This is a genomic window from Streptomyces sp. NBC_00659 (assembly GCF_036226925.1).
In the GTDB taxonomy this organism is placed as follows: domain Bacteria; phylum Actinomycetota; class Actinomycetes; order Streptomycetales; family Streptomycetaceae; genus Streptomyces.
Genome location: NZ_CP109031.1, coordinates 685,664 through 706,132, shown reverse-complemented (window position 1 = coordinate 706,132; position 20,469 = coordinate 685,664). Strand labels below are relative to the sequence as shown.

Below are 20,469 nucleotides of genomic sequence, written 5' to 3'. Positions count from 1 at the left end.
TCGCGGAGCGGCTGGCTGCCGTCTCCACCCCCTGGTGCGTCAACGCAGGCCCGCGTGCATGTTTAGGAAAGAGTCCTTACTAGAATGGTCGTGTGACCGCACCGAAACCGTCCCTGGAACTGCTGCGTGCCCTGACGGACGAGAACGTGCTGCGCGTCCTGATGGCCCACGCCCGGCTCACCCGGGCGGAGATCGCCACCAGGACCGGCATCTCCAAGCCGACCATCTCCGAGAGTGTCCAGCGGCTCGAGCAGGCACGACTCGTGGTCGACACCGGCGAGCGCACCACCGGGCGCGGCCGGGTCGGCTCGTACTACGCGCTCGCCCCGCACCTCGGTACCGCCCTGGTGGCGAGCATCACCCCGCACGGTGTTGTCGCCGAGGCGGTGGACGCCCTCGGGCGCACCCACGGGCAGGTCCGTACCGCGCTGCAGGCCGACGCGGGACAGGAAGCGGTCGCCGAGGCGCTCGGCGCGGCCGCTGTACAGCTCGGCGGCCGGAACGGCGGACCGCTGCGTCTGGCGGTCGTGAGCGCCGCCGACCCCGTCGACCGGGCGACCGGCCGACTGGTGCACCTGCCGGACGCCCCGTTCCTGGTGGGCGCGCTCGATCCGCCCGCCGTCCTGGCCGGCACGGTGACGGGCCCGGTTCTGGTGGACAACGACGTCAACTGGGCCGCGCGCGCGGAGTACGAGTACGGCTGCGTGCAGGGCGTCGACGACTTCGTCTACCTCCACCTCGGAGAAGGCCTCGGCTGCGCCGTGGTCGGCGACGGCGTCGTGCGCCGCGGACATCGCGGGCTCGTCGGGGAGATCGCACACCTGTACACGGCGGGGCCGGACGGGCAGGCGATGCCCTTCACGGAGGTGTTCGCCGCGCTCGGCCTGCGCCGGGCCTCCTCCACCGCCGTCGACGTGCCGAGACTGCTGGAGATCCTGGAAGCCCCCGACGCCGGCGCCGACCGGGTACGCGTCGCACTGGCACACGCCATCGGCGGTGTCCTGTCCGCGGCCCTCTCCCTCGCCGACCCCCGGACGGTCGTCGTGGGCGGACCCTGGGGCTCCCGCCCCCGCCTGATCGCCGCACTCGAGGAACACCTGACCCGCTCGCCACGCTCCGTCCCGGTCACCGCGGCGGCCCTGACCCTGCCCGAGCTGGCCGGAGCACGCTCCCGTGCCGTCGAGGAGCTCGGTTCCCTGATCGTCCGCGCCGCCCACCCCGCCACGCAGTGGTGACCGCCCTCAGCCCCTGTCCGCACCGACCCACCGGAACATGATGACCACGCGATCTGCCCCTGCCCCTGTCCCTGTCCCTGCCTCTGCCTCTGCTCCTGCTTCCTTCTCCCCTCGTCCCGACATCCGGCTCGTCGTCACCGACATGGACGGCACCCTGCTGGACGCCGACGGGCGTGTCCCGGAGGGGCTGTGGCCCCTGCTGGCCGAGCTGCGCCGCCGGGGCGTCGTCTTCAGTCCGGCCAGCGGACGTCAGTACGCCACGCTGGCGCACCTGTTCGTCGGCGCCGACGACGGCATGGTCTACATAGCGGAGAACGGCGCGTTCGTCGTCCGTGACGGCGTGGAGGTTTCCTCGGACCCACTCGACCCCGCCGTCGCCGCCCGCCTGGTCAAGTCCGTCCGGCAGCTCACGGACGAGGGTGTGGACGTGGGCGTCGTCGTCTGCGGCAAGCGCGCGGCCTACATCGAACGCGGTGACCAGGCCTTCCTCGATGAAGTGGGCCGGTACTACAACGCGCACCGCCTGGTCGACGATGCCACCGCGGTGGACGACGAGATCGTCAAGGTGGCCGTCTTCGACTTCGGGCCGATCGAGCGCACCACGGCGCCCGCCCTGGCGTCCTTCGCCGACACCCACCAGGTCGTCGTCTCCAGCGAGCACTGGATCGACGTCATGAACCACACCGCCGACAAGGGAGTCGCCGTGCGCCGGCTTCAGGAGCACCTGAACATCGGTCCGGCCCAGACGATGGTGTTCGGGGACTATCTGAACGATCTCGGCATGCTCGACGCCGCCGACTGGTCGTACGCCATGGCCAACGCCCACCCCGCCGTCATCAGCCGCGCCCGCCACCTGGCTCCCGCGCACAGCGACGACGGCGTCGTCCGCACCATCAGGAGCGTTCTGGACATCTGACACCGGGCGACGCGGCCGGCGCGTGGGGACGCGTGCGTGGCCGGGACGCCGGACGAGTGCTGACGGCCCGGCATCACCCCCGGTCGACGGCCACCCGGAGTCCGCGGATCACATAGCCCCCTATCTCGTCCTGGAACGTGACGCGGGGCGGCGTGAGCATTCGGATGCCCTTGAGGGCGAAGAGGTGCCCGAGGAAGACGTTGGTCTCCATCATCGCGATGTCGGCACCGGGACAGCGGTGCGGTCCGTCTCCGAAGGACAGGGCGGCCGCGTACCGCCCTGTCGTTGCCGGCCGGCCGGGGCAGACCGCCGTGGGGGCGGCGCCCACAGCCTGCGGGTCGGTGTTGGCCTCGTCCACGTAGATGTCGACGAGCGCGCCGGCGGGTACGGTGACCGGGCCGTCGGCGCCCGGGACGTCGAAGGCGCCGGTGGTTCGCCGGCTCAGTCGGGCGACCGCGGGTTCCAGGCGAAGGAGCTCATGGATCACCGCAAGGCGTTCGGTCTCGCTCCCGGTCGAGTAGCGCTCGCGCAGAGCAGCGTCGGTGAACAGATGCCAGGCGGCGACGCACATGAACTCGCGGGTCGTGACCATTCCGGCAGCGGCGTAGGTGAGGCACTCGCCGAGGATCTCGGGGTTCGAACAGCCCTCCGCGATCAGGTGCGAAATCAGGTTGTCGGCGGGCCGTTCGCGGTGGGCGCGAACGGCTGGGCGTACGTCGGCGAGGTAGATCCGCAGCCAGTTGGTGTTCTGGCGCAGCAGCCAGTAGATGCCGTGCGGGCTGGTCAGCCCGGGCCTGCCGAACTCCTCGGGGAAGAAGCGCTCCAGGCGGCGCTGGATGCCGGGTCTGCTGCGGGTCAGGCCGATCACCCCGCACGCCACGTCGATCGCGACGCCGAAGGTGAGGTCCTCCAGCCGTGCCTCGCCCTCGGTACGCAGGGTGTCCAGGTGCTTGTGCGTGACGCGTTCGGTGAGTTCCCGGTAGTGCTCGTCCACGCGGCGGGGGGTGAAGTAGCGGGCGGTCTGACGGCGGTGTTCCCGGTGTTCGGGCCCGTCGCGGTACAGCACGGGCCGCCGGATCCGGGCGGGTAGCTTCTCGACGGTCTCGATGCCCAGACCCGCCTGTACGGTGTCGGTGCTGCGCAGAACGGCGCGTGCCGTCGGGTAGCCGCGCACCTGCCATGTGCCGTCGTCTCGGCGTTCGATCGGGCAGCCCGGTCCGGTGTGATCCCTGCGAATCTTCCGTGCGTCGTCGTCGGCTCGGTCCATCGAATGCTGCCTCCGTCGTCGTGTCGGTACCCCTCCCGGGAGGAGCCCGCTGTCAGGTACCTGCGGCCAGACTTCAGGATGGCCGCCGTTGCCGCCAGTGCTTCGGCCGCCAGTGCCCGTGGCTCGTCCTCGACGCCGACCGCGCTCACTACGGCCGCCCCACGGGCGCTCCGCCCGGTCTGGACGGAGGCTGCCAGGGCGCGTTGATGGTCATGGCGTTGCCGTCGATGGCGTCCTGATGGAATGACGGCTTCGAAACCGCGCTGTGCAAGGCCGTCGACGAAGAGGCAGCTCAGCTCATGTGTCTCTGGCGGCTGGTTCCGGCAGGAAGCCGGGGCGGGTACCGGGGACGGCCGACTGCCGTTTCTCGCACCTCCCCGGTGCCGCGAGGGCCAGGGTCACGGTGACCGATGCGGCCGCCATCAGTGTCATCGCCGTGGCCGGGGAGGTCAGTTGGGCCAGCGTGCCCGCGAGGAGGGCGCCGATGCCTTGGAAGGCAGCCATGCCGGTGGCGTGCAGCCCGAGGGCCTGGCCCGCGAGGTCGTCGGGGGTGAGTGACATCAGGCGTTCCTGGAGGACCAGGCTCGCGGCGAAGCCGACGGAGGCGACGGTGACCGCCACGGCTGACAGCGCCACCCCCGGCTGCAGGACGAAGAACAGGTAGGGAACCGCGAGCAGCAGGCGCAGCGGCGTCGCGAGGCGACGGCGCAGGGCGGGCGGTACGAGACGGCCCACGGCCAAGTCGCCCGCGAACATCCCGAGCGCGCCGAACGCGTAGAGCATGCCGGCCGCTTCGGGGGCGTACGAGACATACAGCGAATCGCCGCCGACGATGAGGCCGTTGGGAACCCACAGGCCCAGATACGTCAGGCGGCGGTGGTGTGAGGACCACAGGAGGGCGTTGGCGCGCCAGGTCGCCGCGAGGGACGGGCGGCCGACGGAGCGCGGCGGGCGGGCCGTGAGGCCGAGGTGGGTGACGAGGGCGGACAGCAAGTACAGCGCCGCCGCGAGGAGCAGGCAGGTCCGCGGGGAGAGGAGAGCGAGGAGCGCGCCACCTGTCGCGAAACCGGCCATTTGCGTCAGGCCCCAGAGCATGTTGAATACCGAACGGCCCAGGACGTAGCCGTCCTTGGTCAAGATTTCGTTCAGCAGGCCGCCGCGCACTCCGCCGCCCAGCGACGCGACCAGGCCCTGCAGGAGCACGACGCCGAAGACTGCCCAGACCGGCAGACCGGGCAGCGCCAGGACCGTCGTGGCGGCCGCGAAAGAGAGCGCCAGGGCGGACAGGACCGCGCGCGGCGGCAGTCGGTCGGCGCCCGAGAGCAGGAAGGCGCCGCCCAGCAACTGCGCCAGTTGCGGTCCGAACATGCTCACCGCCGACAGGAACGGGGAGCCGGTGGCCCGGAAGACCAGTGTGGCGAGGGCCAGTCCGCCGATCGTCTGGGCCGCGGCGAAAGCGGCGAAGGAGAGCAGGAACGGGGTGAACTCCGCCGTGCGGAACAGGGATCTGTAGCTGCGCATGATCCGGAGTCTCCAGTCGTATCCGGGGCCGTGTGTACTGTTTCGGCGACACGCGAAAGGTCGTACGGATGGGCTTGTGGCAGATCGACACCGACACCCTCGCCCGCAGCCGGTTCGTGCTCTCGCCGTTCGCCGAGGCCTTCGCGAGCCTGAGACTGCTGTACGCGGGGACCGGTGCCCATCCGGGCGAGGATGCCTGGCTGCGCGCGCATCTGCCCGGCTACCGTGCGTATCTCGCGGCCGATCCGGCTGCCGCGCCGCTCGTACAGGCGGCCATCGGCACATCCTGGATCGCCGACTTCTTCTGCCCCACCTCGCGCGTCGGGGAGAGCTTCGAGGAGACCGTGGCCCGGGTGCGGACTACCGATGGCGGGGAGGCACGGGCCAACCTCCGGGTGTCCCTGCGGGGACCGCTCCCTTCCGTCTTGGAGCGGGACGACCTGCCCGAGCGGGCGACCGCGCTCCTGACATACGTCTGGGAGGAGACCGTCCGGCCGGACTGGGAGCGCCGTCGGCGCGTCATGGACGCCGACATGGCCGCGCGGACCGCGCGAGTCAATCAGGGCGGCTGGGCGGCAGTCCTCGACTCGCTGAAGCCGGGGACGCGGTGGCTCGGGAACAGCCGCTTCCAGGTCAATCACAACACCTATCCGCCGCGGGAGATCACCGCCGGGGCCGAGCTGCTGTTCATGCCGGTCACGCCGAGGACCAGTTGGGTGTCGTGGGAGGGGCGAGAGCGGTACGCAGTCGTCTACCCGTGTCTGGGGGTGCTCTCCGAGGACCACGACAGGCGGCCCGTCCCGGCCGGGCTCGGGAGGCTCATCGGGACGGCGCGGGCCGGGTTGCTGACGCTGCTCGGGACGCCCATGAGTACAACCCAGTTGGCCGCCGTGACCGGGCGGCCGCTGGGTTCGGTGGGCGGGCATCTGCGTGTGCTGCTCGACGCGGGAATGGTGGAGCGGCGGAGGGCGGGGCGATCGGTGCTGTACGTCCGGACGGCGGCAGGGGAGGTGCTCTTGGACGCATCCGGATCCGGTACCCGGGGGGTTCGGGTGAAACGCGAGGATGCTGAGAGATCCGAGGGGCTTCGGCCGTAACGTCGGCCGGACGTCCTGGGGTTAAGACGGCCGCCCGCCGAACTGCCAGTTGTGCACCTCGATGTCGGCGTACCGGTCCGGGGTCAGGATGGCGCGTGCCGTGTCCGGGTCCGGCGCCCGGAGCAGCGCCGCCGTGCCCAGCCAGGTGGCGCCGTTGTCGGACAGCAGCGGCCCGTAGGCGATCAGCTCGTCCCGGGCGGGCGGGACCGCGAGATCGGCGGCGTGCCCCGTGCCGAGGCCGAGCACCAGGTACCGGTTGCCACCGGTCCGGCCACCGGAAAAGTCCCACATGGTGCGCCCCAGTGTGTTGCGCCACCGTCGCAGCAGCACGTCCCGGTAGACGCCGGCCTGGTAGTTCGGCTCGTCGAACGCGAACGCGCGGGCGGCGACGGGATCGGGCAGGTCGACGATGTGCACGCTGCCGGTGGCTGTGTCGCCGTCGTCGGCGAGGGTCGGGCCCCGGGCGATCATCTCCTTCGCGTACCGGTCCATATATGACCAGTGCTCTTCCAGTAGCTCGTCGCGCAGCGGCAGGGAGTCGGGCCGGTCGCGGTGGAAGCAGAGGAACTCCATGCCCATAGGGTCTCTTCAACGAGGTGACCGGGTCGAGCGGATTTCACTGCGATGGCCGCTCGGCAGCCTCACCCAGAAGCGCGCGTGCGGAGTCCGCGCAGCGGATGGCCGTCTTCTCACCGATGCCGAAGACGAGCGCGAGGTGGAGTGGTTCGGCACTGTGGGTGTGCCTACGTCTGGAACAACGACGCGGACATCGGGAGCCTGCGCAACCATCTGGGCCTCCCGCACGGAACCCGATCGGATCCACGTCGTCCTGATGCATCCCCGTATCCGGACCGAGGCGGACCGACCCTGGCTCCAGTTCGGGATGACTCTCCCGATCTCCGCGGACGATCCAGCCGACCAGGCCGACCAGGCCGACCAGGCCGACCAGGCCGACCAGGCCGAGCGACTTGAGGCAGGACTGACCGCGGATGATCCCCGTGCCACTGCGCAGGTCTGGGGTGGTTCACACGATGCCGAGCAACTCGGCTACCCATGGCCGCCTGTGTACCCGGGAAGTGCGTGACTGTCGGCACTGCTGCCTCACGGACAGCGTGTGGTTTGAGGTCGATGGATCGCAGCACCACACGGGCGACCACGGCCGCACTCCGGTGCCCGGCTGCCATGGCCGGCAACAGTCCGGTTTCTCAACCTCACGTATTTCCCCGCGATCGGCAGCCCGACGTCGGTTGAGCGTCCGGCCCTTGTATCGGCTCGCGCCGAAGGGCCCGGGGCTCAGCGCACCGGTCCGGCCGGCATCGACCGCTGGGCGGCGGACAGCCGGGACTCGGCGATGTTGCGGATGCGGCGGGTGCGGCCACTCTCGGCCAGAACTTCCAGAACGGTCACGTCTGAGAACTTCTCGGCGGTGCGGAGCTGTAGCCAGTTGGAGGCCGTAAGCAGGTTCTCGGCGTCCCACGGCTCGTTCAAGGTCATCGCCCGCAGCAAGGTCCACTCATTGAGGCGCCGTGTGGAGAAGTCGTCCACTCCGACGGGGCCAGTCATCTCCAGGCACCAGGCAGGATAGCCGGGATCCGTGAGCAGTTCAGCGGCTCGTCCGTCGAGGTACTCGCAGACGGCGCTGTTCGCCATTGCTTTATCCGGATCGGTGAGTACTCGGGCGATGAGGGAAGCAGCATTCGCCGGGGCGACCTCGTCGAACGCCCTCCGGTAACGAGCGAACCGCACGTGCTCGTCCGGGTCCCAGCCAGGATCGTCCGCTGACACGGCGCCACTCGACACGACCGTCACCCCTCTCATCCGGTTCGGGAGGGAAGCCTGTCACAACCCTGGCACCCCGATGCCTGGTGATGTCCCGTGGAGACTCTCTTCTCGGGGGAAGGCGAGGACGGGCGGCGCGGCCGCTGCCGGGGATCGGGGCACGCTCATCGGTGTTGCGCACCGGGCGGGACCGCCGCGGCGGGGACGGTCCACGGCTTCAGCAGGCTACGCCGACGCCGATGCGTACGCGTTCCTGCGTGCTCGCGGAGTGCACGATCAGTGAAACGCATGCGCGGCGAGGCACGTAGTAGCCGCCCGGGAAGGCGAGCCAGCCGGCGGTGGTCGTGTGTGGGCAGGACACGTGCAGACGCCACGTCTTGTGACCCGAACTGCCCCACTCCATCGCCAGGCGGTTCCTCTCCTCGGGCGGGACTACCAGATCGAATGTTCGACCTGCTCTGACAACCAGGCCCTGTTTGGCGAACAGCTCCGCGTGTGACCGAGGGTGGACCGGGTTCGCCCTCAGCGCGCCGGCTGTACTGGCCACGGGCAGTGCCACGACGCCTTTGACGGTGTGGAGATTATCGGCGGGCCGGTCGGTGACGATCGGGTCCGAGCAGTTGAGCGTTGTCTCTGCCGCGACCGGATCGGAGGGCTGCGCAGGAGCCTTACCCGAGGAGCGGGAGGGCGGCTGTGAAGGGGAACTGGTGGAGGTGCAACCAGCGAGTACAAGGCAGCCGACCACCGCTATGGATGTTCTACGCGTCATCCCTGACACCGTGTGTCCCCCGGTCGTTACCGCAAAGGAATCACATGCATGCTACGGCTCCCGGCTCCCGGCTCCGCTCCGGTTGGTGCTCCCTGCGCTGTGAGCGGCCGCTGGCGTCCCGCACCACCAGTACCGAAGTGTGGCCCGGTACTGCTGAATCCGAGCCCGCCAGGCCAGCGGTCCAAGGGGGGCGGAGTCGGTGATGTGGTCGATGCCGCGCAGGAGAGTTGTCAGCTCCTGGTCTCCCTCGTCTCGGCGATCAGTGGGTGAGCAGCATAGGAGGGGTACGGAAAGCCGGGCCCTTGCACAGCGCGCGCACGCCGACGGCGGGCCCCGGCGCGCCGTCCATTGGCGGCACGGCCGGCGCGTGTCGGACCCGACTCCGCGACTGTGGAGCCGCCGGTGTCGAGACTGACCACATGAGTGAAGAATCCGCACCGCCACCGCCACCGCTGCCGTCCGCCGAACGACGCGAACGCCAACGGACCGTCGTCATGGCGACCCTCACCGTCCTGGCGGGCGCGGCCGACGCGGTCAGCTTCCTGACCATGGGCCACGTCTTCACCGCCCTGGCCACGGGCAACGTGCTCTTCCTGTCCTTCGCCGTAGCCGGTGAGGGACAGGTGTCGGTGGCCCGCCCAGCGATCGCCCTGGTCGCCTTCGTCCTCGGTGCCCTGGCCGGCGCCCTGACCACCAAGGGTCTCGTCGCACACCACCGGCACTGGTTCGCGGCCGCGCTGGCGGCGGAAGGGGTACTGCTGGCGCTCGCGGGCGCGACAGCGCTGTGGAGGCACGGTTCCGGCTCGCTCGCCGAGGACCCGGACAACCTGGTCATCGCCATCGTCGGCTTCGCCATGGGACTGCGCGCGGACACCGCACTGCGCGCCGCTGTTCCCGGTATGCCCACCTTGCTCGTCCAGGTGTCGCTGGTCCGCCTCATCCACGGCCTCACCGGAGCCGTCCCCGCGACACCGGAACGGCACACGATCCGTCCCCGGCTCGTCGCCACCGTCGGCGGCATCTTCGTGGGCGGCGCCCTCGGCACGCTCATCACGCCGTGGGGGACGGGCCGCGCGTTGCTCGCCATCGCCGCCGCGGTCCTGATCATCGCGGCGCTCAACGTGCTCCTGGTGCGGTATCACCGGCTCGCGCCGGAACTGATCGGCTGACGTCCTCTCCCGGACAGCTTTGCTTCGCGTTCCGGCGAGGCGGCATCATCTGTGCAGGTCACAGCCCTGCATCGGTTCATGGAGCGGAGTTTCTGCCGAAGATCGACAGCGGCTATTCTCCGCCTATGTCCCCAACCCCCGCGCAGCGTCGGCTGCGTGACGACCCGCGCACCGCCGAGGTGGCCGCCCGCGAGATCGTCCCCCTTCCCCTCCGCCAGGCCGACGCCCTGCTCCGTACGCTCGGGTCCAGGGAGAGGGTGATCGCGCTCTACCACCAGGGGCTGGGATACGCCGCGCTCACCACCGACGCGCTCATCCTCCTGAACGGGGAGACGCCCGCGCGGGTCGACCGGCCTCTGGTGGTCATGCGCCCCGCGCACGGGGCCGCGTCACGCGTGGACGTGTCCGTGGAGGGGCGACGGATCACCGTGTGGGGTTCGCTGATCGACCCGTCCGGCGACCTTCTGCCGGGGACCGGGAACGTGGGGCAGGCCTCCACCGCCGATGATCCGCGCCTGGCCGCGGTCGTCGCCGGGGAGAAGCTGTCGCTGCCCGCCGACCACAAGAAGGCACTGCTCGCGGAACTCGGACCCGGTGAATCCGTGCGGTCCCTCTACCACTGCGGCTGGGGCTACGCCGCACTCACCGGGCGTGGACTCGTGCTGCTCCGCAGCCTCATGGCCCCCAAGGCGACCCGGGTGCCCGAGCCCGTGTCCATCCTTCGCCGGGAGCACGGCATCCTCGACTCCACCGTCATCGTCGTCGACGGCAAGGAGTACAAACTGCACGGGTCCACGCTCGACCCGAAGGGGGAACTGCTCGCGGAGACGGGCGAGATGCTGCCCGCCGGCTCCGTCGTACGCCCCCACGGCCGAGCCCGGGTATGGGCCTGGGCCCGCAGACGCCCCATCCTCGCCTCCATGGTCGCGATGACGATGGTCTCCGCCGCCTGGGGCGCGGGACACGAGACACCGGCCCGGGCAGGCGCCGACGGCCCCGTGGCGGTACGGGACTTCAAGGGAACGGCGCTCACCACGGCCGTCGCGGACGCGCGACGCCAGTCCTGGATGGCCGTGACGACGGTCGATGCCTCCTCGTCCTTCAGGCCGGTGAAGCATTCGGCGCCCGGCTGGCGGGTCTGCTTCCAGGCGCCCTCCCGAAAGGAAACGGTCCGCCCGGCTGTCAGGGTGCTGACGCTCTACGCGGTCCCCGAGCAGGAGGCGTGCCCCACGCGGCTGCTCGGCCCCCGACGGATCGTCATGCCGGACCTCCGGGGCGAAAGTTTCGGCGAGGCCTCACGTGCCGTGGACGACCTGGGGTTCGTGTACACGGCCGCCTTGCACGCGCACACGGGTGAGCGTCTCGACCACGGTTCCCGGGACGTGGACGACTGGCGGGTGTGCCGCCAGCAGCCGGCACCCGACCGCGAGGTTCTGCTCTCGACCCGGGCGGACCTGTGGCTGATCGGTCCTGGTGACTCCTGCACCGAGCCCAGCCCGAAGCCCAGCCCGAAGCCGAAGCCGAAGCCCAAACCGAAGCCGAAGCCCAGACCCGAGCCGAAACCGGGTACCGGGGGCACGAGCGGCTCCGCCACGGCGGGCGGCACGGCAGGAGGCGGCGCGGTGAGTGGTGGTTCCGCGGGCGGCTCCTCCGGGACCTCGGGCGGAACCACCGGCGGCACGGGCGGCACGGGCGGCACGGGCGGCGGGTCCGGCGTCGGGTTCGGGCAGTACTGCTCTCCTGTGGGTGCCACCGCGACCACGGCCGACGGCCGCCCCGCGAAGTGCTTCATGGGCAGGGACGGTCAGGCCCGTTGGGGCTACAACTCCGGCTGATCGGGAGCGCCCGTCGGGCCGTGGCTCCGGCTGGTCGGGGGCCGGCCCCGTGAGCATCCCATGTTGCCGGAAACCGGCAGTTCAGCCGGGGCTCCACGCTTCCGGGACCTGCCATGTCGGCCGATCGGCAAGGTGTGACCTAATGCTCCGGAACGAAGGAGGCACGGGAGTGGCTGTGCGGACGACGGACCGGTGGATCTCGGCGCGGATCCGAAAGGAGTGGTGGCAGGCGGTGGCATGGGCGCTGCTCGGACTGTCCCTGTCGGCGGTGGCCGTGGTGCCGAGCCTGTACGTCCCCGGAAAGGTCGCCACGGAGACGGCCTTCCGCGACGCCCGGCCGTGCGCCGGTGAAGCTCCGGCACGGGACGACGGCGCCGGCTGCCTGCGCACGATCCGGGGCACGGTCCTCTCCGCCCGGACGGTCAAGAGCGGCAGGACGAAGGCCTTCCGCGTACGGCTGCGGCCGCCGGTTCCCGCCCCCGCCGATCGGTCCATCGACCTCGACGCGCACGGTGACCTCTCCGAACTCGTCCAGCCGGGGGAGCGGGTGGACGTCACCACGTGGCGGAACGACGCGGTCTCCGTCAGCCAGGGCGGGGTGAGCGAGAGGCTCGCGGGACTGCCGGACGAGGACCCCACCGTGCTCACTGGAGCCGCCCTGATCGCCGTCTGGCCGGCGGCCCTGGCCTTCATCGCCGCGTTCGGCAGCGCCCGGCGGGCCCGCTGCCTCGCCACCGGCCGCCCCGCCGATCCCCGCGTACCGTTCCGAAAAGCGACGCCCGTGGGCGTGATCGCCGTGCCACTGGTCGCGGGTTTCTCCGCCGGTCATTTCTGGGACACCTGGACGGCTGTGGTCATGGCCGTGGTCCTCTGGGCCCTGATCGCGGTCCCGGCCACGGTCCTCGCCCTGCGCTGGGACCGGGAGCCGTCCCCGGCATCCCCGCCGGGCAAGGAGGCCACCGGCCCGCTCGGCGAGCCCGTCTGACCGGGCGGAGCCGGAGTCCGAGGAAGGCCGCCCGGACTCACCCCCTACGATGCTGCGCCCGGCGCAGAAGGGTCTCCACCGCGGTGATGATCTCCTCGTGCGCCAGCCGCCCCACCAGCGCGCCGCCGAAGACGACGACGCCGACACCGACCAGCCAGGACTGGACGACCAGGACGGTGCCGAAAGGACCGTAGTTGACGGTGCTGGAGGCGATCAGGGGCGAGAAGACCAGACGCGAGAACATCCGTAGACCGAACAGGCCGAGTGCCGTCAGTACGGCGCCGGGCAGGAGTGCCTTCCCGGCGATCCTGCCGCCGAGCAGCATCCACTGCGACCACCAGAAGAACAGGACGGCGCTCAGTGCCGCGGTCACCGTTCCGGCGGCCGAGTGGCGCCACAACGTGGTCGTCGCGGTCACGTAGATGGTGCCGATGAGCACGGCGAGCCAGAGGACCTGGCGCCATCTGGCGTACCAGCGGGCCGCGGGCAGGTCCCAGATCTTCTCGTAGCCGGTCTGCACCGCCGCGCCGAAGCTCAGGCCGAAGACGGCGAGCGCGGCGAGACCGAAGGCCGTCGTGGTCTGCCGCACCTGCGCGGGCCCGGCGAACAGCCGCGCGACCTCGTCCCTGGCGGCCCTGGACACCCCGAGGCCGTCCCCCAGCCACTGTGCGAAGCCCCGCCCGTGCGCCGGATCGGCGGCGGAGACGACGACCAGGAGGGGCACCAGCGTGAGGAAACCGAGGGCCGCGAAGCCCAGCGACCTCTGCCCCAGTTCGATGTCCTTGCCGTGCCGCCATCCCCGGCCGGCCGGGGAGTCGCGCAGCGCCGTGGACAGCCGTACCCGCGCGGTGGGCCGGTCGTGGTCGTCGGCGTCCGGTGGGGCGTTTTTCGGCATGCAGATCGATTACCACAGACGGCGCCGACAGCGTCAAGGACGGCTTGCCGATGCGGGGTCCGTTCCCGCCGGATCCGGGGAACGGTTACGGGCGGGCCGTCCGTGATCCGCGACGGCTGGGCCCGGCCGGACGTCGAGTCCGGCCGGGCCGAAGGGTGGTGAGACGGGGTCAGCTCAGTGCGAACTTCTGTGCGGCGGAGCCGTTGCAGTCCCAGATGCGCAGGCGGGTGCCGTTGGCCGTGGCGCCGTCGGGGGAGTCCAGGCAGCGGCCCGACTGCGGGTTGAGCAGCGAGCCGTCGGCCTGCTGCTGCCAGATCTGGCCGCCGGCCGCGTTGCAGTCCCACAGTTCGGCCTGGGTGCCGTTGGCGGTGCCGTTGCCGATGATGTCCAGGCAGCGGCCCAGCGTGTGCAGCCGGCCGTCCGAGCTGTGGAACCAGTGCTGGTCGACCGCGTACGACTGGCAGCTCCAGAGCTGAACGGCGGTCGCGTTGGAGCCGTTGTCGTCACCGGCCACATCGGCACAGGTGCCGCCGGGGCCGGTGACGGGCGCGCCCGCGTTGACCGCGAACCGCTGCGCTGCGGAGCCGTTGCAGTCCCAGATGCGCAGGCGGGTGCCGTTGGCCGTGGCGCCGTCGGGGGAGTCCAGGCAGCGGCCCGACTGCGGGTTGAACAGCGAGCCGTCGGCGCGCTGCACCCACTTCTGGCCCCCGACCCCGTTGCAGTCCCACAGCTCGACCTGGGTGCCGTTGGCGGTGCCGTTGCCGACGATGTCCAGGCAGCGGCCGATGGTGCCGAGCGATCCGTTGGCGTTGTGCGTCCAGTACTGGTCCTCGGCGTACGACTGGCAGTTCCACAGCTGTACGGCGGCGCCGTTCACCCCGGTGTCGTCCGCGGCGACGTCGACGCACTGGCTGCCAGGGCCGCTGATGGTGCTCTGCGGACCGTTCGGGACGTTGGTCTGGCCCGAGTAGCCCACGGAGACGATGTTCGCCTGGACGGCGTTCTCGGCCGCGTCGGTCGGGTAGCCCGCGACCATGACGCCCTCGAAGAACGTTCCCATGTTCCAGTTGCTGTTGTCGCCGCCCGTGCCCAGGATGATGCCGCCCTCCTGCTGCATCGGCCGGTAGCCGCCCCGCGTGGGCAGCGCCCCGTCCCACCAGGTGGTCAGGCCTCCTGACTGCGAGTTGCCGCCCTTCAACGCGTAGGTGGTCTGGCCGTTGTTCTTGAGGACCGCCGTCACGTACGTGCTGTTGTTCCCCTTGTTCGCGGTGTTGGAGCCGTTGTCGCCCTGGAACATGCCGTTCTCCAGGTCGGCCTCGACCCAGGGGCCGGACCCGCTGCAGGGAGCGAAGTAGCAGGTGGTGGCGATGGACACGGCGTCCATGTGCCCGTTGCCGGTGTCGGCGGGGGTGGCCTCGGCGTTGCCGTAGTCGAAGCAGCAGGCGGAGCCGACGTGGGTGCCGCTGGCGACCATGTAGGCGCCCTCCGGCTGGCCGTTGACCGCGGTGCCGGACGCGGCGCCGTGCGAGCGGTAGCCGACTCCGGGGGAGATCCAGATCCCGTACACCTTGTGGCCGCCCGCCGTGACGGACAGTTCAGCGGCGTCCGCACCCCGGTCGGCACCCATTCCGGCCGTGCCCGCGGGGCCGGGGAACAGGTCGTTGTGGCGGGACGTCTGGTCGTACACCTTCGAGATGCTGCACGTGGTGTTCGCGCAGAAGCCGTCCTGCTGGGCGGCGTTCGCGTAGCCGCCGGCCGCCAGCAGCCCGATGTCGGCGCTCGCGCCGTCGGAGACGCGGGTGACTTGGTAGAGCGGGCCGTTGTACGCCGAGAACAGCGCGCGTGTCGAGCTGTGGGCGGCGACGCACGGGGTGCCCGCGGCGGCGTAGATGTCGCAGGGCTGGGAACCCGCGGCCTGAGCGATGCCGGGCATGCCGACCAGGACGGTCACCAGAAGGCCGAGGACTGCGGCGACGGACAGAAGGGCGCGGCGCAGCCCGGGTAAGGGTAAGGGTCCGGCCGTGGGTGAGGGGAAGAGACGCGAGGAGGCAGATCTTCTTCTGCGCATGTGTGCTCCCGGAGTGGAGGGTGGAGCTACAACTCGCCCTCGGGACAGCCGAGTTCAGGGCTGCCTGGCGACTGAGACGGAAGTTACAAGCGCTGGTCGATTGCGTCAATATTTGTTGCTTTCCTTTCTGGTAGACCTTTGTCGGTGTCCGAACGTGTGGCTTTGTGGAGCCCGACAGCGACCGACGGTCTGCGTGGCGGTCTGCTCCGGCCCGGCGCCCTCACTCCGTCAGGACGGGCGAGACGACGGGGACGTACGCGGTGTTACTGCCGCGTACCGCCACCGCGGGCCGGCCCGTGACCGGCGTCGGGCCGACCCACTTCGGCCGGATCATCCCGTTTCTCTTCGCGTCCCCGGCATTCGCCCTGAACAGCGGCGCGCCACCGGAAGGTGAAGGAGGTACGACGACCGAAAAGCGCCTACGGCGGCCCGCCTGAGTTTTTTCGACCGGCCCTGCTGTGCAACATTCGAGCGAGGTCGAGCAACAGCCTCGGAGGGGAAACGCATTGTCGCCCACCACGGGATCCGAACACCGGTCCCCGCACGTTCTCACACAGTCCAGCGACGAATCCCTTGTCACCGAATGGGCCGGTGGTAAAGGGAAGAACCTGCACACCCTGACCGCGTCCGGATTTCAAGTACCGCGATGGTCGGTCATCGGCCTGGACGTATTCGCTGAATTCAGCCGCGGCAGCGGCCTCGACGGGCACCTGAAGCGGCTGCTCGCCGACGACTGGGAGCCGAAAGCGGGCCGGATCGCCGCCGAGATCGCCGGCCTGATCGAGGCCGCTCCGCTCGACGACCGCCTCACCGACGCCATCGGACTGGCCTACGGCCTGGCCGGCGGGGGCGCCGTCGCGATCCGGTCGTCCGGTGCGCAGGAGGACGGCGCACGCCACTCGTTCGCCGGCCAGTTCGACAGCTTCCTCAACGTCCGCGGCCTCGACGAGGTCGTCGCCCATGTCCGCCGCTGCTGGGCCTCGGCCTTCAGCGAACGCTCCCTGCGCTACCGCGCGCGCCACGGGCTGGCGATCGACACCGGAGGCGTCGCCGTCATCGTGCAGCGCATGGTGGCCGCCGAAGTCAGCGGTGTGCTGTTCACCGCCGACCCGGCGAGCGGGCGCACCGACCGGCATGTCGTCAGCGCCGTCCACGGACTGGGGGAGGGGCTGGTGTCGGGCGCCGTCGACGCCGACACCGTCGTCCTGGACGCCGCCACCGGCGAGCCGCTGACCAGGGTGCTCGGCGACAAACAGGAGCGCTACGACGCCGGATCCGGACCCGGCTGTCAGGTGTCGCCCGTCGCCCACGAGGACCGCGCCCGACCGGTGCTGACGGACGCCCGACTGGCCCGGCTGCACGCGGCCGGGGCCCGCGTCACCGCCCGGTACGGCGCCCCCCAGGACATCGAGTGGGCCATCGACGAGGACGCCCTGTGGATCCTGCAGAGCCGGCCCGTCACGACCCTCGCCCCGGCCACGGGCCCCGCACCCGAGCCCGGGCAGGACCTGCGGCTGTGGGACAACTCCAACATCATCGAGAGCTTCAGCGGTGTCGTGTCCCCGCTCACCTTCAGCTTCGCCGCCGACACCTACGCGAAGGTATACGACAGCTACGCCCGAGCCCTGGGAGTCCGCGGGGAGCGGCTGCGCGAGGTGCGGGAGTGGACCCCGTACCTCCTCGGCTATGTCCACGGACGGGTCTACTACAACCTGTTCCACTGGTACCGCATGGTGCGTCTCGCCCCGTTGTACCCGCTCAACCGGCGCGTCCTGGAGAAATCCCTGGGCGTCGCCGAGAGTATTCCCGATGAACTCGCGGACACGCTCCACCCGTTCACGCCCCGGCCCGGGCTGCGCGGCCATGCCTCACGTCTGACACGTACGGTCATCTTTGCCGGAAGATTTCTCACCATCCGAAAGTCCGTCGACACGTTTCATCGAGATTTCTATCGCTCGTACACGGTATTCAACAATGTCGACTACGACGCACTGCCGGGAGACGAGACCTACCGCCGATTCCGGCGGCTCCAGCGGGAACTCATCGAAAAATGGGGCCCGATGCAGACCCTCGACGCCACGATCCTGCTCTCCGTGGGACTCCTGGCCCTGCTGACCCGCAGATGGCTGCCGGCCTCGCCCGAATGGTTCATCTGGGCCGCGGCGGCCCCGGGCGACACGGTCGAGTCCGCGGAACCGGTCTGGGCCCTGCGCGAGCTGGCCGCCCAGGCGCGTGCCGACGCCGACATCCTGGCGCTGCTGGAACGCACCCCTGACTCCGAGGCCCGACAGGCGCTGGCCGACGCCGGTCACACCGGCTTCCTGCGGGCCGTCGACGCGTACATCGCAGACTACGGCTACCGCAGTCCCGACGAACTCAAGCTGGAGGTCCCCGACCTGAGCGAGAACCCGGCGGGAGTCTTCACACTGCTGCGCGAAGTCCTGCCGGATTCCGGCGACGGCGACGCCGACGGCGGCGGCACACCGGACCGCGGTGGCGAGGCCGACACGTACCTCGACGAGCATCTGAGCCGTCCGCGGCGCCTGGTGTACGAACGGGTGCGCGGCAAGGCCCGCGCCGCTCTCGCCGACCGGGAACGGCTCAGGTTCTGCCGCACCCGCGCCTTCGGAGCGGCCAAGCGCATGCTGCGCGCCCTGGGCCGCGATCTGGCACGAGCCGGTGCCATCGACGCCTGGGACGACGTCTTCCTGCTGCGCCTGGAGGAGATCCGGGGCGCCTACGAAGGCACGATCGCCCACACCGAACTGCGGGACCTGGTCGTGCTGCGCCGCCGGCAACAGGCCGCCGACGCCGAACTGCACGCACCGTCCCGCTTCACCACCCACGGCGCGCCGTACTGGTCGGGCAACCTCGAACGGGCCGGCTGGAGCAGCGGCCCCGCCGCCCCCAGCGGCGCCCGCGAACTGACCGGAGTCCCCTGCTGCCCCGGCGTTGTCGAGGGGCCCGCCGTGGTCACCGACACCCCACGCGACATCGGCGGCGGCATCCTGCTCGCCTACCGCACCGACCCCGGATGGGTGACCGCGCTCTCCTCGGCCGCGGCCATCGTCATCGAACGGGGCAGCCCTCTGACCCATGTGGCCGTCGTGGCAAGGGAGCTGGGCATTCCGACCGTCGTCCAGGTCAAGGGCGCCACCACCGAGATCCGCTCCGGCACCCGGCTGCGGGTCGACGGCGCGGCGGGCACGGTCACCGTACTCGCCGACCCGCCGCACGACAGCCCGGCCGCCGCGGACAGCCCCCGAACGGAGACACACAGGTGATCCTCACCGAGGAACGGCTGCAGGACCTGCTCGACAAGTCGCTCGCCGAACTCCCCTCTGACACCGAGTGGGCCGTGACCCTGGAGGGCTCCATAGCGGAAGGGTTCGGCAACCCCTCCTCCGACATCGACTTCCTGCTCGTGAGCCGCACGGACGACGATCTGCCGACCATGCCGTCGCTGCTGTTCGTGGACGGCAGGCGGGTGGAGATCCGCACCCGGTCGGTGCGCCGGCTCGCCGACGAGTTCACGGCGCTGGAGCAAGGAGCGGGAAGGCCTGGCCGGCTCTCCGAGGATCTCCTCAACCGCTGCCAGCGGGTGCTGCACAGCCATCCGCTGCGCGGGCACAGCCTCATCGAGGAAGTGAAGGCGCTGCTGCCCGTGGAGCGCTTCCGCCGGATCGCCGCCGACTGGTGGGCGCACCGGGCCCGGCAGTCCCTGCGGCACGCGATGGCACTCCAGTGCCTCGGCGAGAGCGAAGAGGCGGTCGACTGGACGCGCGCCGCGCTCGTGCAGAGCGTCAAGTCCTGGGCGGCCGGACTGGGCGAGACCTATCTCGAACCCAAGTGGCTGTCCATGCAACTGGACCGGGCGGGACGGACGGACATACGCGACCGCTACTGGGAGCTCGAATCGGCTGCGGTCCGGCCCGGCGACTCCGATGCCGCCCAGGCCCAGCTGACCGACTGCCTCGACTTCGCCGAGAACCTCGGACTCACCAAGGTCCCCCGGCGGCCCGAGCGGCTCACCGTCGAACGCGTGGCCCGGGTGACCACCTGGCAGACCGGCGAACGGATCCACGTCGTCCGCGGCCGGCGCGACGTGTTCGCCCTCGGCGCCGACGCCGGAGCCGTCTGGCGCTCCCTCGTCCTCGGCAGGCCGCTGCCCCAAGTGCTGGCCGGGGCCGCCGGTACCGGTGTCACCGATCCCGGAGCGCTGTTGGCCGTCTTCCTGCGCTACGGACTGATCCGCCTCGCCTGGAAGGGTGGCGGCGCCGTCACCCCCGCTCTTCCCCTCGCCGCTCCGCCCGGCCCCGTGACCCCGCCGCCCTCCACCGCGCAGCCGCTGCTCTCCGTGCGCGGCGCGGCCGTCGGCGAAACCCGCTCGGTCGACCTGATGCCCCTGCCCGCCGACCGGTTCGCCGCCGCCGCCATGGCCCTGGTGTGGTCCAACGTCGTGGTCGAGAACGCCCTCGAGGACCTGACCGGGGCCCTGCGACGCGGCCAGCACCGGGTGGCCGAACTCACCGCGCGCCGCGCCGTGCACGCCGCGCTGCGCGCGCTGTTCAGCGCCCACGGGGTCAATCCACTGCCCGCGGACGCCGACCTCGTACGGCGTATGGACCTGCTTCCCGCAGCCACCCGGCCGATCGGCGTGCACGCCGCCGAGCTGCTGGTGCGGGGCGTGGACTCGGCGGAGGACGGCGACGCCCTCCGCGCGGAGCTGCGCCGCTTCATCGGCCTGGTGCGGGGTGCCGTGGGTGCCGACTCCTTCCCGCTCTCGTTCGACTCCGCCCACACCTGGCGGGCGACGCTGCAGCTCGGCCACGACTGGCTGCGCCTGGGCGCCCACCTCGGCGCGGAGCTGCCCATCGAAGAGGCCCGCGACCTGCTGGCCGGCAACGGGGCCCAGCCCCATCAGGCCCGGTGA

The 20,469-nt window shown here is 71.0% G+C and carries 14 protein-coding genes; 8 read left to right on the top strand and 6 right to left on the bottom strand.

Annotated elements, in window-relative coordinates; all coding sequences use genetic code 11:
- Nucleotides 1-92 precede the first annotated feature (92 nt).
- Nucleotides 93-1,235 (top strand): ROK family transcriptional regulator, encoded by a 1,143-nt coding sequence (locus OG410_RS02880; RefSeq protein ID WP_329297629.1) that lies wholly within the window; start codon nt 93-95, stop codon nt 1,233-1,235.
- A 40-nt stretch (nt 1,236-1,275) separates the two neighbouring features.
- Nucleotides 1,276-2,151 carry a Cof-type HAD-IIB family hydrolase gene (locus OG410_RS02875; RefSeq protein ID WP_329304002.1) on the top strand — a complete coding sequence of 292 codons (876 nt, stop codon included), beginning with the start codon at nt 1,276-1,278 and terminating at the stop codon, nt 2,149-2,151.
- Between the two features lie 73 nt (nt 2,152-2,224).
- On the opposite strand, the gene OG410_RS02870 is transcribed toward OG410_RS02875, so the two are convergent.
- Nucleotides 2,225-3,418 (bottom strand): cytochrome P450, encoded by a 1,194-nt coding sequence (locus OG410_RS02870; RefSeq protein WP_329297628.1) that lies wholly within the window; start codon nt 3,416-3,418, stop codon nt 2,225-2,227.
- 297 nt (nt 3,419-3,715) lie between these two features.
- Complete coding sequence (locus tag OG410_RS02865; protein ID WP_329297627.1) at nt 3,716-4,939, bottom strand: MFS transporter; 1,224 nt, start codon at nt 4,937-4,939, stop codon at nt 3,716-3,718.
- 68 nt (nt 4,940-5,007) lie between these two features.
- Here OG410_RS02865 and OG410_RS02860 point away from each other — a divergent pair, with 68 nt between their 5' ends.
- A complete protein-coding gene (locus OG410_RS02860) occupies nt 5,008-6,036 on the top strand; it encodes a helix-turn-helix domain-containing protein (RefSeq protein ID WP_329297626.1) in 1,029 nt (342 codons plus the stop codon).
- 21 nt (nt 6,037-6,057) lie between these two features.
- Here the strand turns inward: OG410_RS02860 and OG410_RS02855 are convergent, their stop codons facing one another.
- Both OG410_RS02855 and OG410_RS02850 read right to left on the bottom strand, forming a co-directional pair.
- The gene (locus OG410_RS02855) at nt 6,058-6,609 is read right to left on the bottom strand and encodes a YciI family protein (RefSeq protein WP_329297625.1); all 552 of its coding nucleotides are present in this window, start codon (nt 6,607-6,609) and stop codon (nt 6,058-6,060) included.
- A 720-nt stretch (nt 6,610-7,329) separates the two neighbouring features.
- On the bottom strand, nt 7,330-7,821 hold the full coding sequence (locus OG410_RS02850) for a hypothetical protein (RefSeq protein WP_329297624.1): 492 nt from the start codon (nt 7,819-7,821) through the stop codon (nt 7,330-7,332).
- Nucleotides 7,822-9,003: 1,182 nt separating this feature from the next.
- Between OG410_RS02850 and OG410_RS02845 the strand changes: the two genes are divergently transcribed.
- The 3 genes from OG410_RS02845 to OG410_RS02835 all read left to right on the top strand — a co-directional run bounded on the left by OG410_RS02845 (nt 9,004) and on the right by OG410_RS02835 (nt 12,573).
- Nucleotides 9,004-9,753, top strand: coding sequence for a YoaK family protein (locus tag OG410_RS02845; RefSeq protein WP_329297623.1), 750 nt, complete (start codon nt 9,004-9,006; stop codon nt 9,751-9,753).
- 125 nt (nt 9,754-9,878) lie between these two features.
- Nucleotides 9,879-11,588: a PASTA domain-containing protein gene (locus OG410_RS02840; RefSeq protein ID WP_329297622.1), complete on the top strand. Its 1,710-nt coding sequence runs from the start codon at nt 9,879-9,881 to the stop codon at nt 11,586-11,588.
- A 169-nt stretch (nt 11,589-11,757) separates the two neighbouring features.
- A complete protein-coding gene (locus tag OG410_RS02835; protein WP_329297621.1) occupies nt 11,758-12,573 on the top strand; it encodes a hypothetical protein in 816 nt (271 codons plus the stop codon).
- A gap of 37 nt (nt 12,574-12,610) precedes the next feature.
- On the opposite strand, the gene OG410_RS02830 is transcribed toward OG410_RS02835, so the two are convergent.
- Together OG410_RS02830 and OG410_RS02825 are read right to left on the bottom strand one after the other, a co-directional pair.
- The gene (locus OG410_RS02830; RefSeq protein WP_329297620.1) at nt 12,611-13,468 is read right to left on the bottom strand and encodes a ribonuclease BN; all 858 of its coding nucleotides are present in this window, start codon (nt 13,466-13,468) and stop codon (nt 12,611-12,613) included.
- Between the two features lie 169 nt (nt 13,469-13,637).
- Entirely contained in the window at nt 13,638-15,536 is a 1,899-nt protein-coding gene (locus OG410_RS02825; RefSeq protein ID WP_329297619.1) for an arabinofuranosidase catalytic domain-containing protein, read from the bottom strand.
- A 506-nt stretch (nt 15,537-16,042) separates the two neighbouring features.
- Between OG410_RS02825 and OG410_RS02820 the strand changes: the two genes are divergently transcribed.
- Together OG410_RS02820 and OG410_RS02815 are read left to right on the top strand one after the other, a co-directional pair.
- On the top strand, nt 16,043-18,820 hold the full coding sequence (locus tag OG410_RS02820) for a phosphoenolpyruvate synthase (RefSeq protein WP_329297618.1): 2,778 nt from the start codon (nt 16,043-16,045) through the stop codon (nt 18,818-18,820).
- The gene (locus OG410_RS02815) at nt 18,817-20,469 is read left to right on the top strand and encodes a hypothetical protein (protein WP_329297617.1); all 1,653 of its coding nucleotides are present in this window, start codon (nt 18,817-18,819) and stop codon (nt 20,467-20,469) included. Before OG410_RS02820 ends, OG410_RS02815 begins: the two co-directional genes overlap by 4 nt.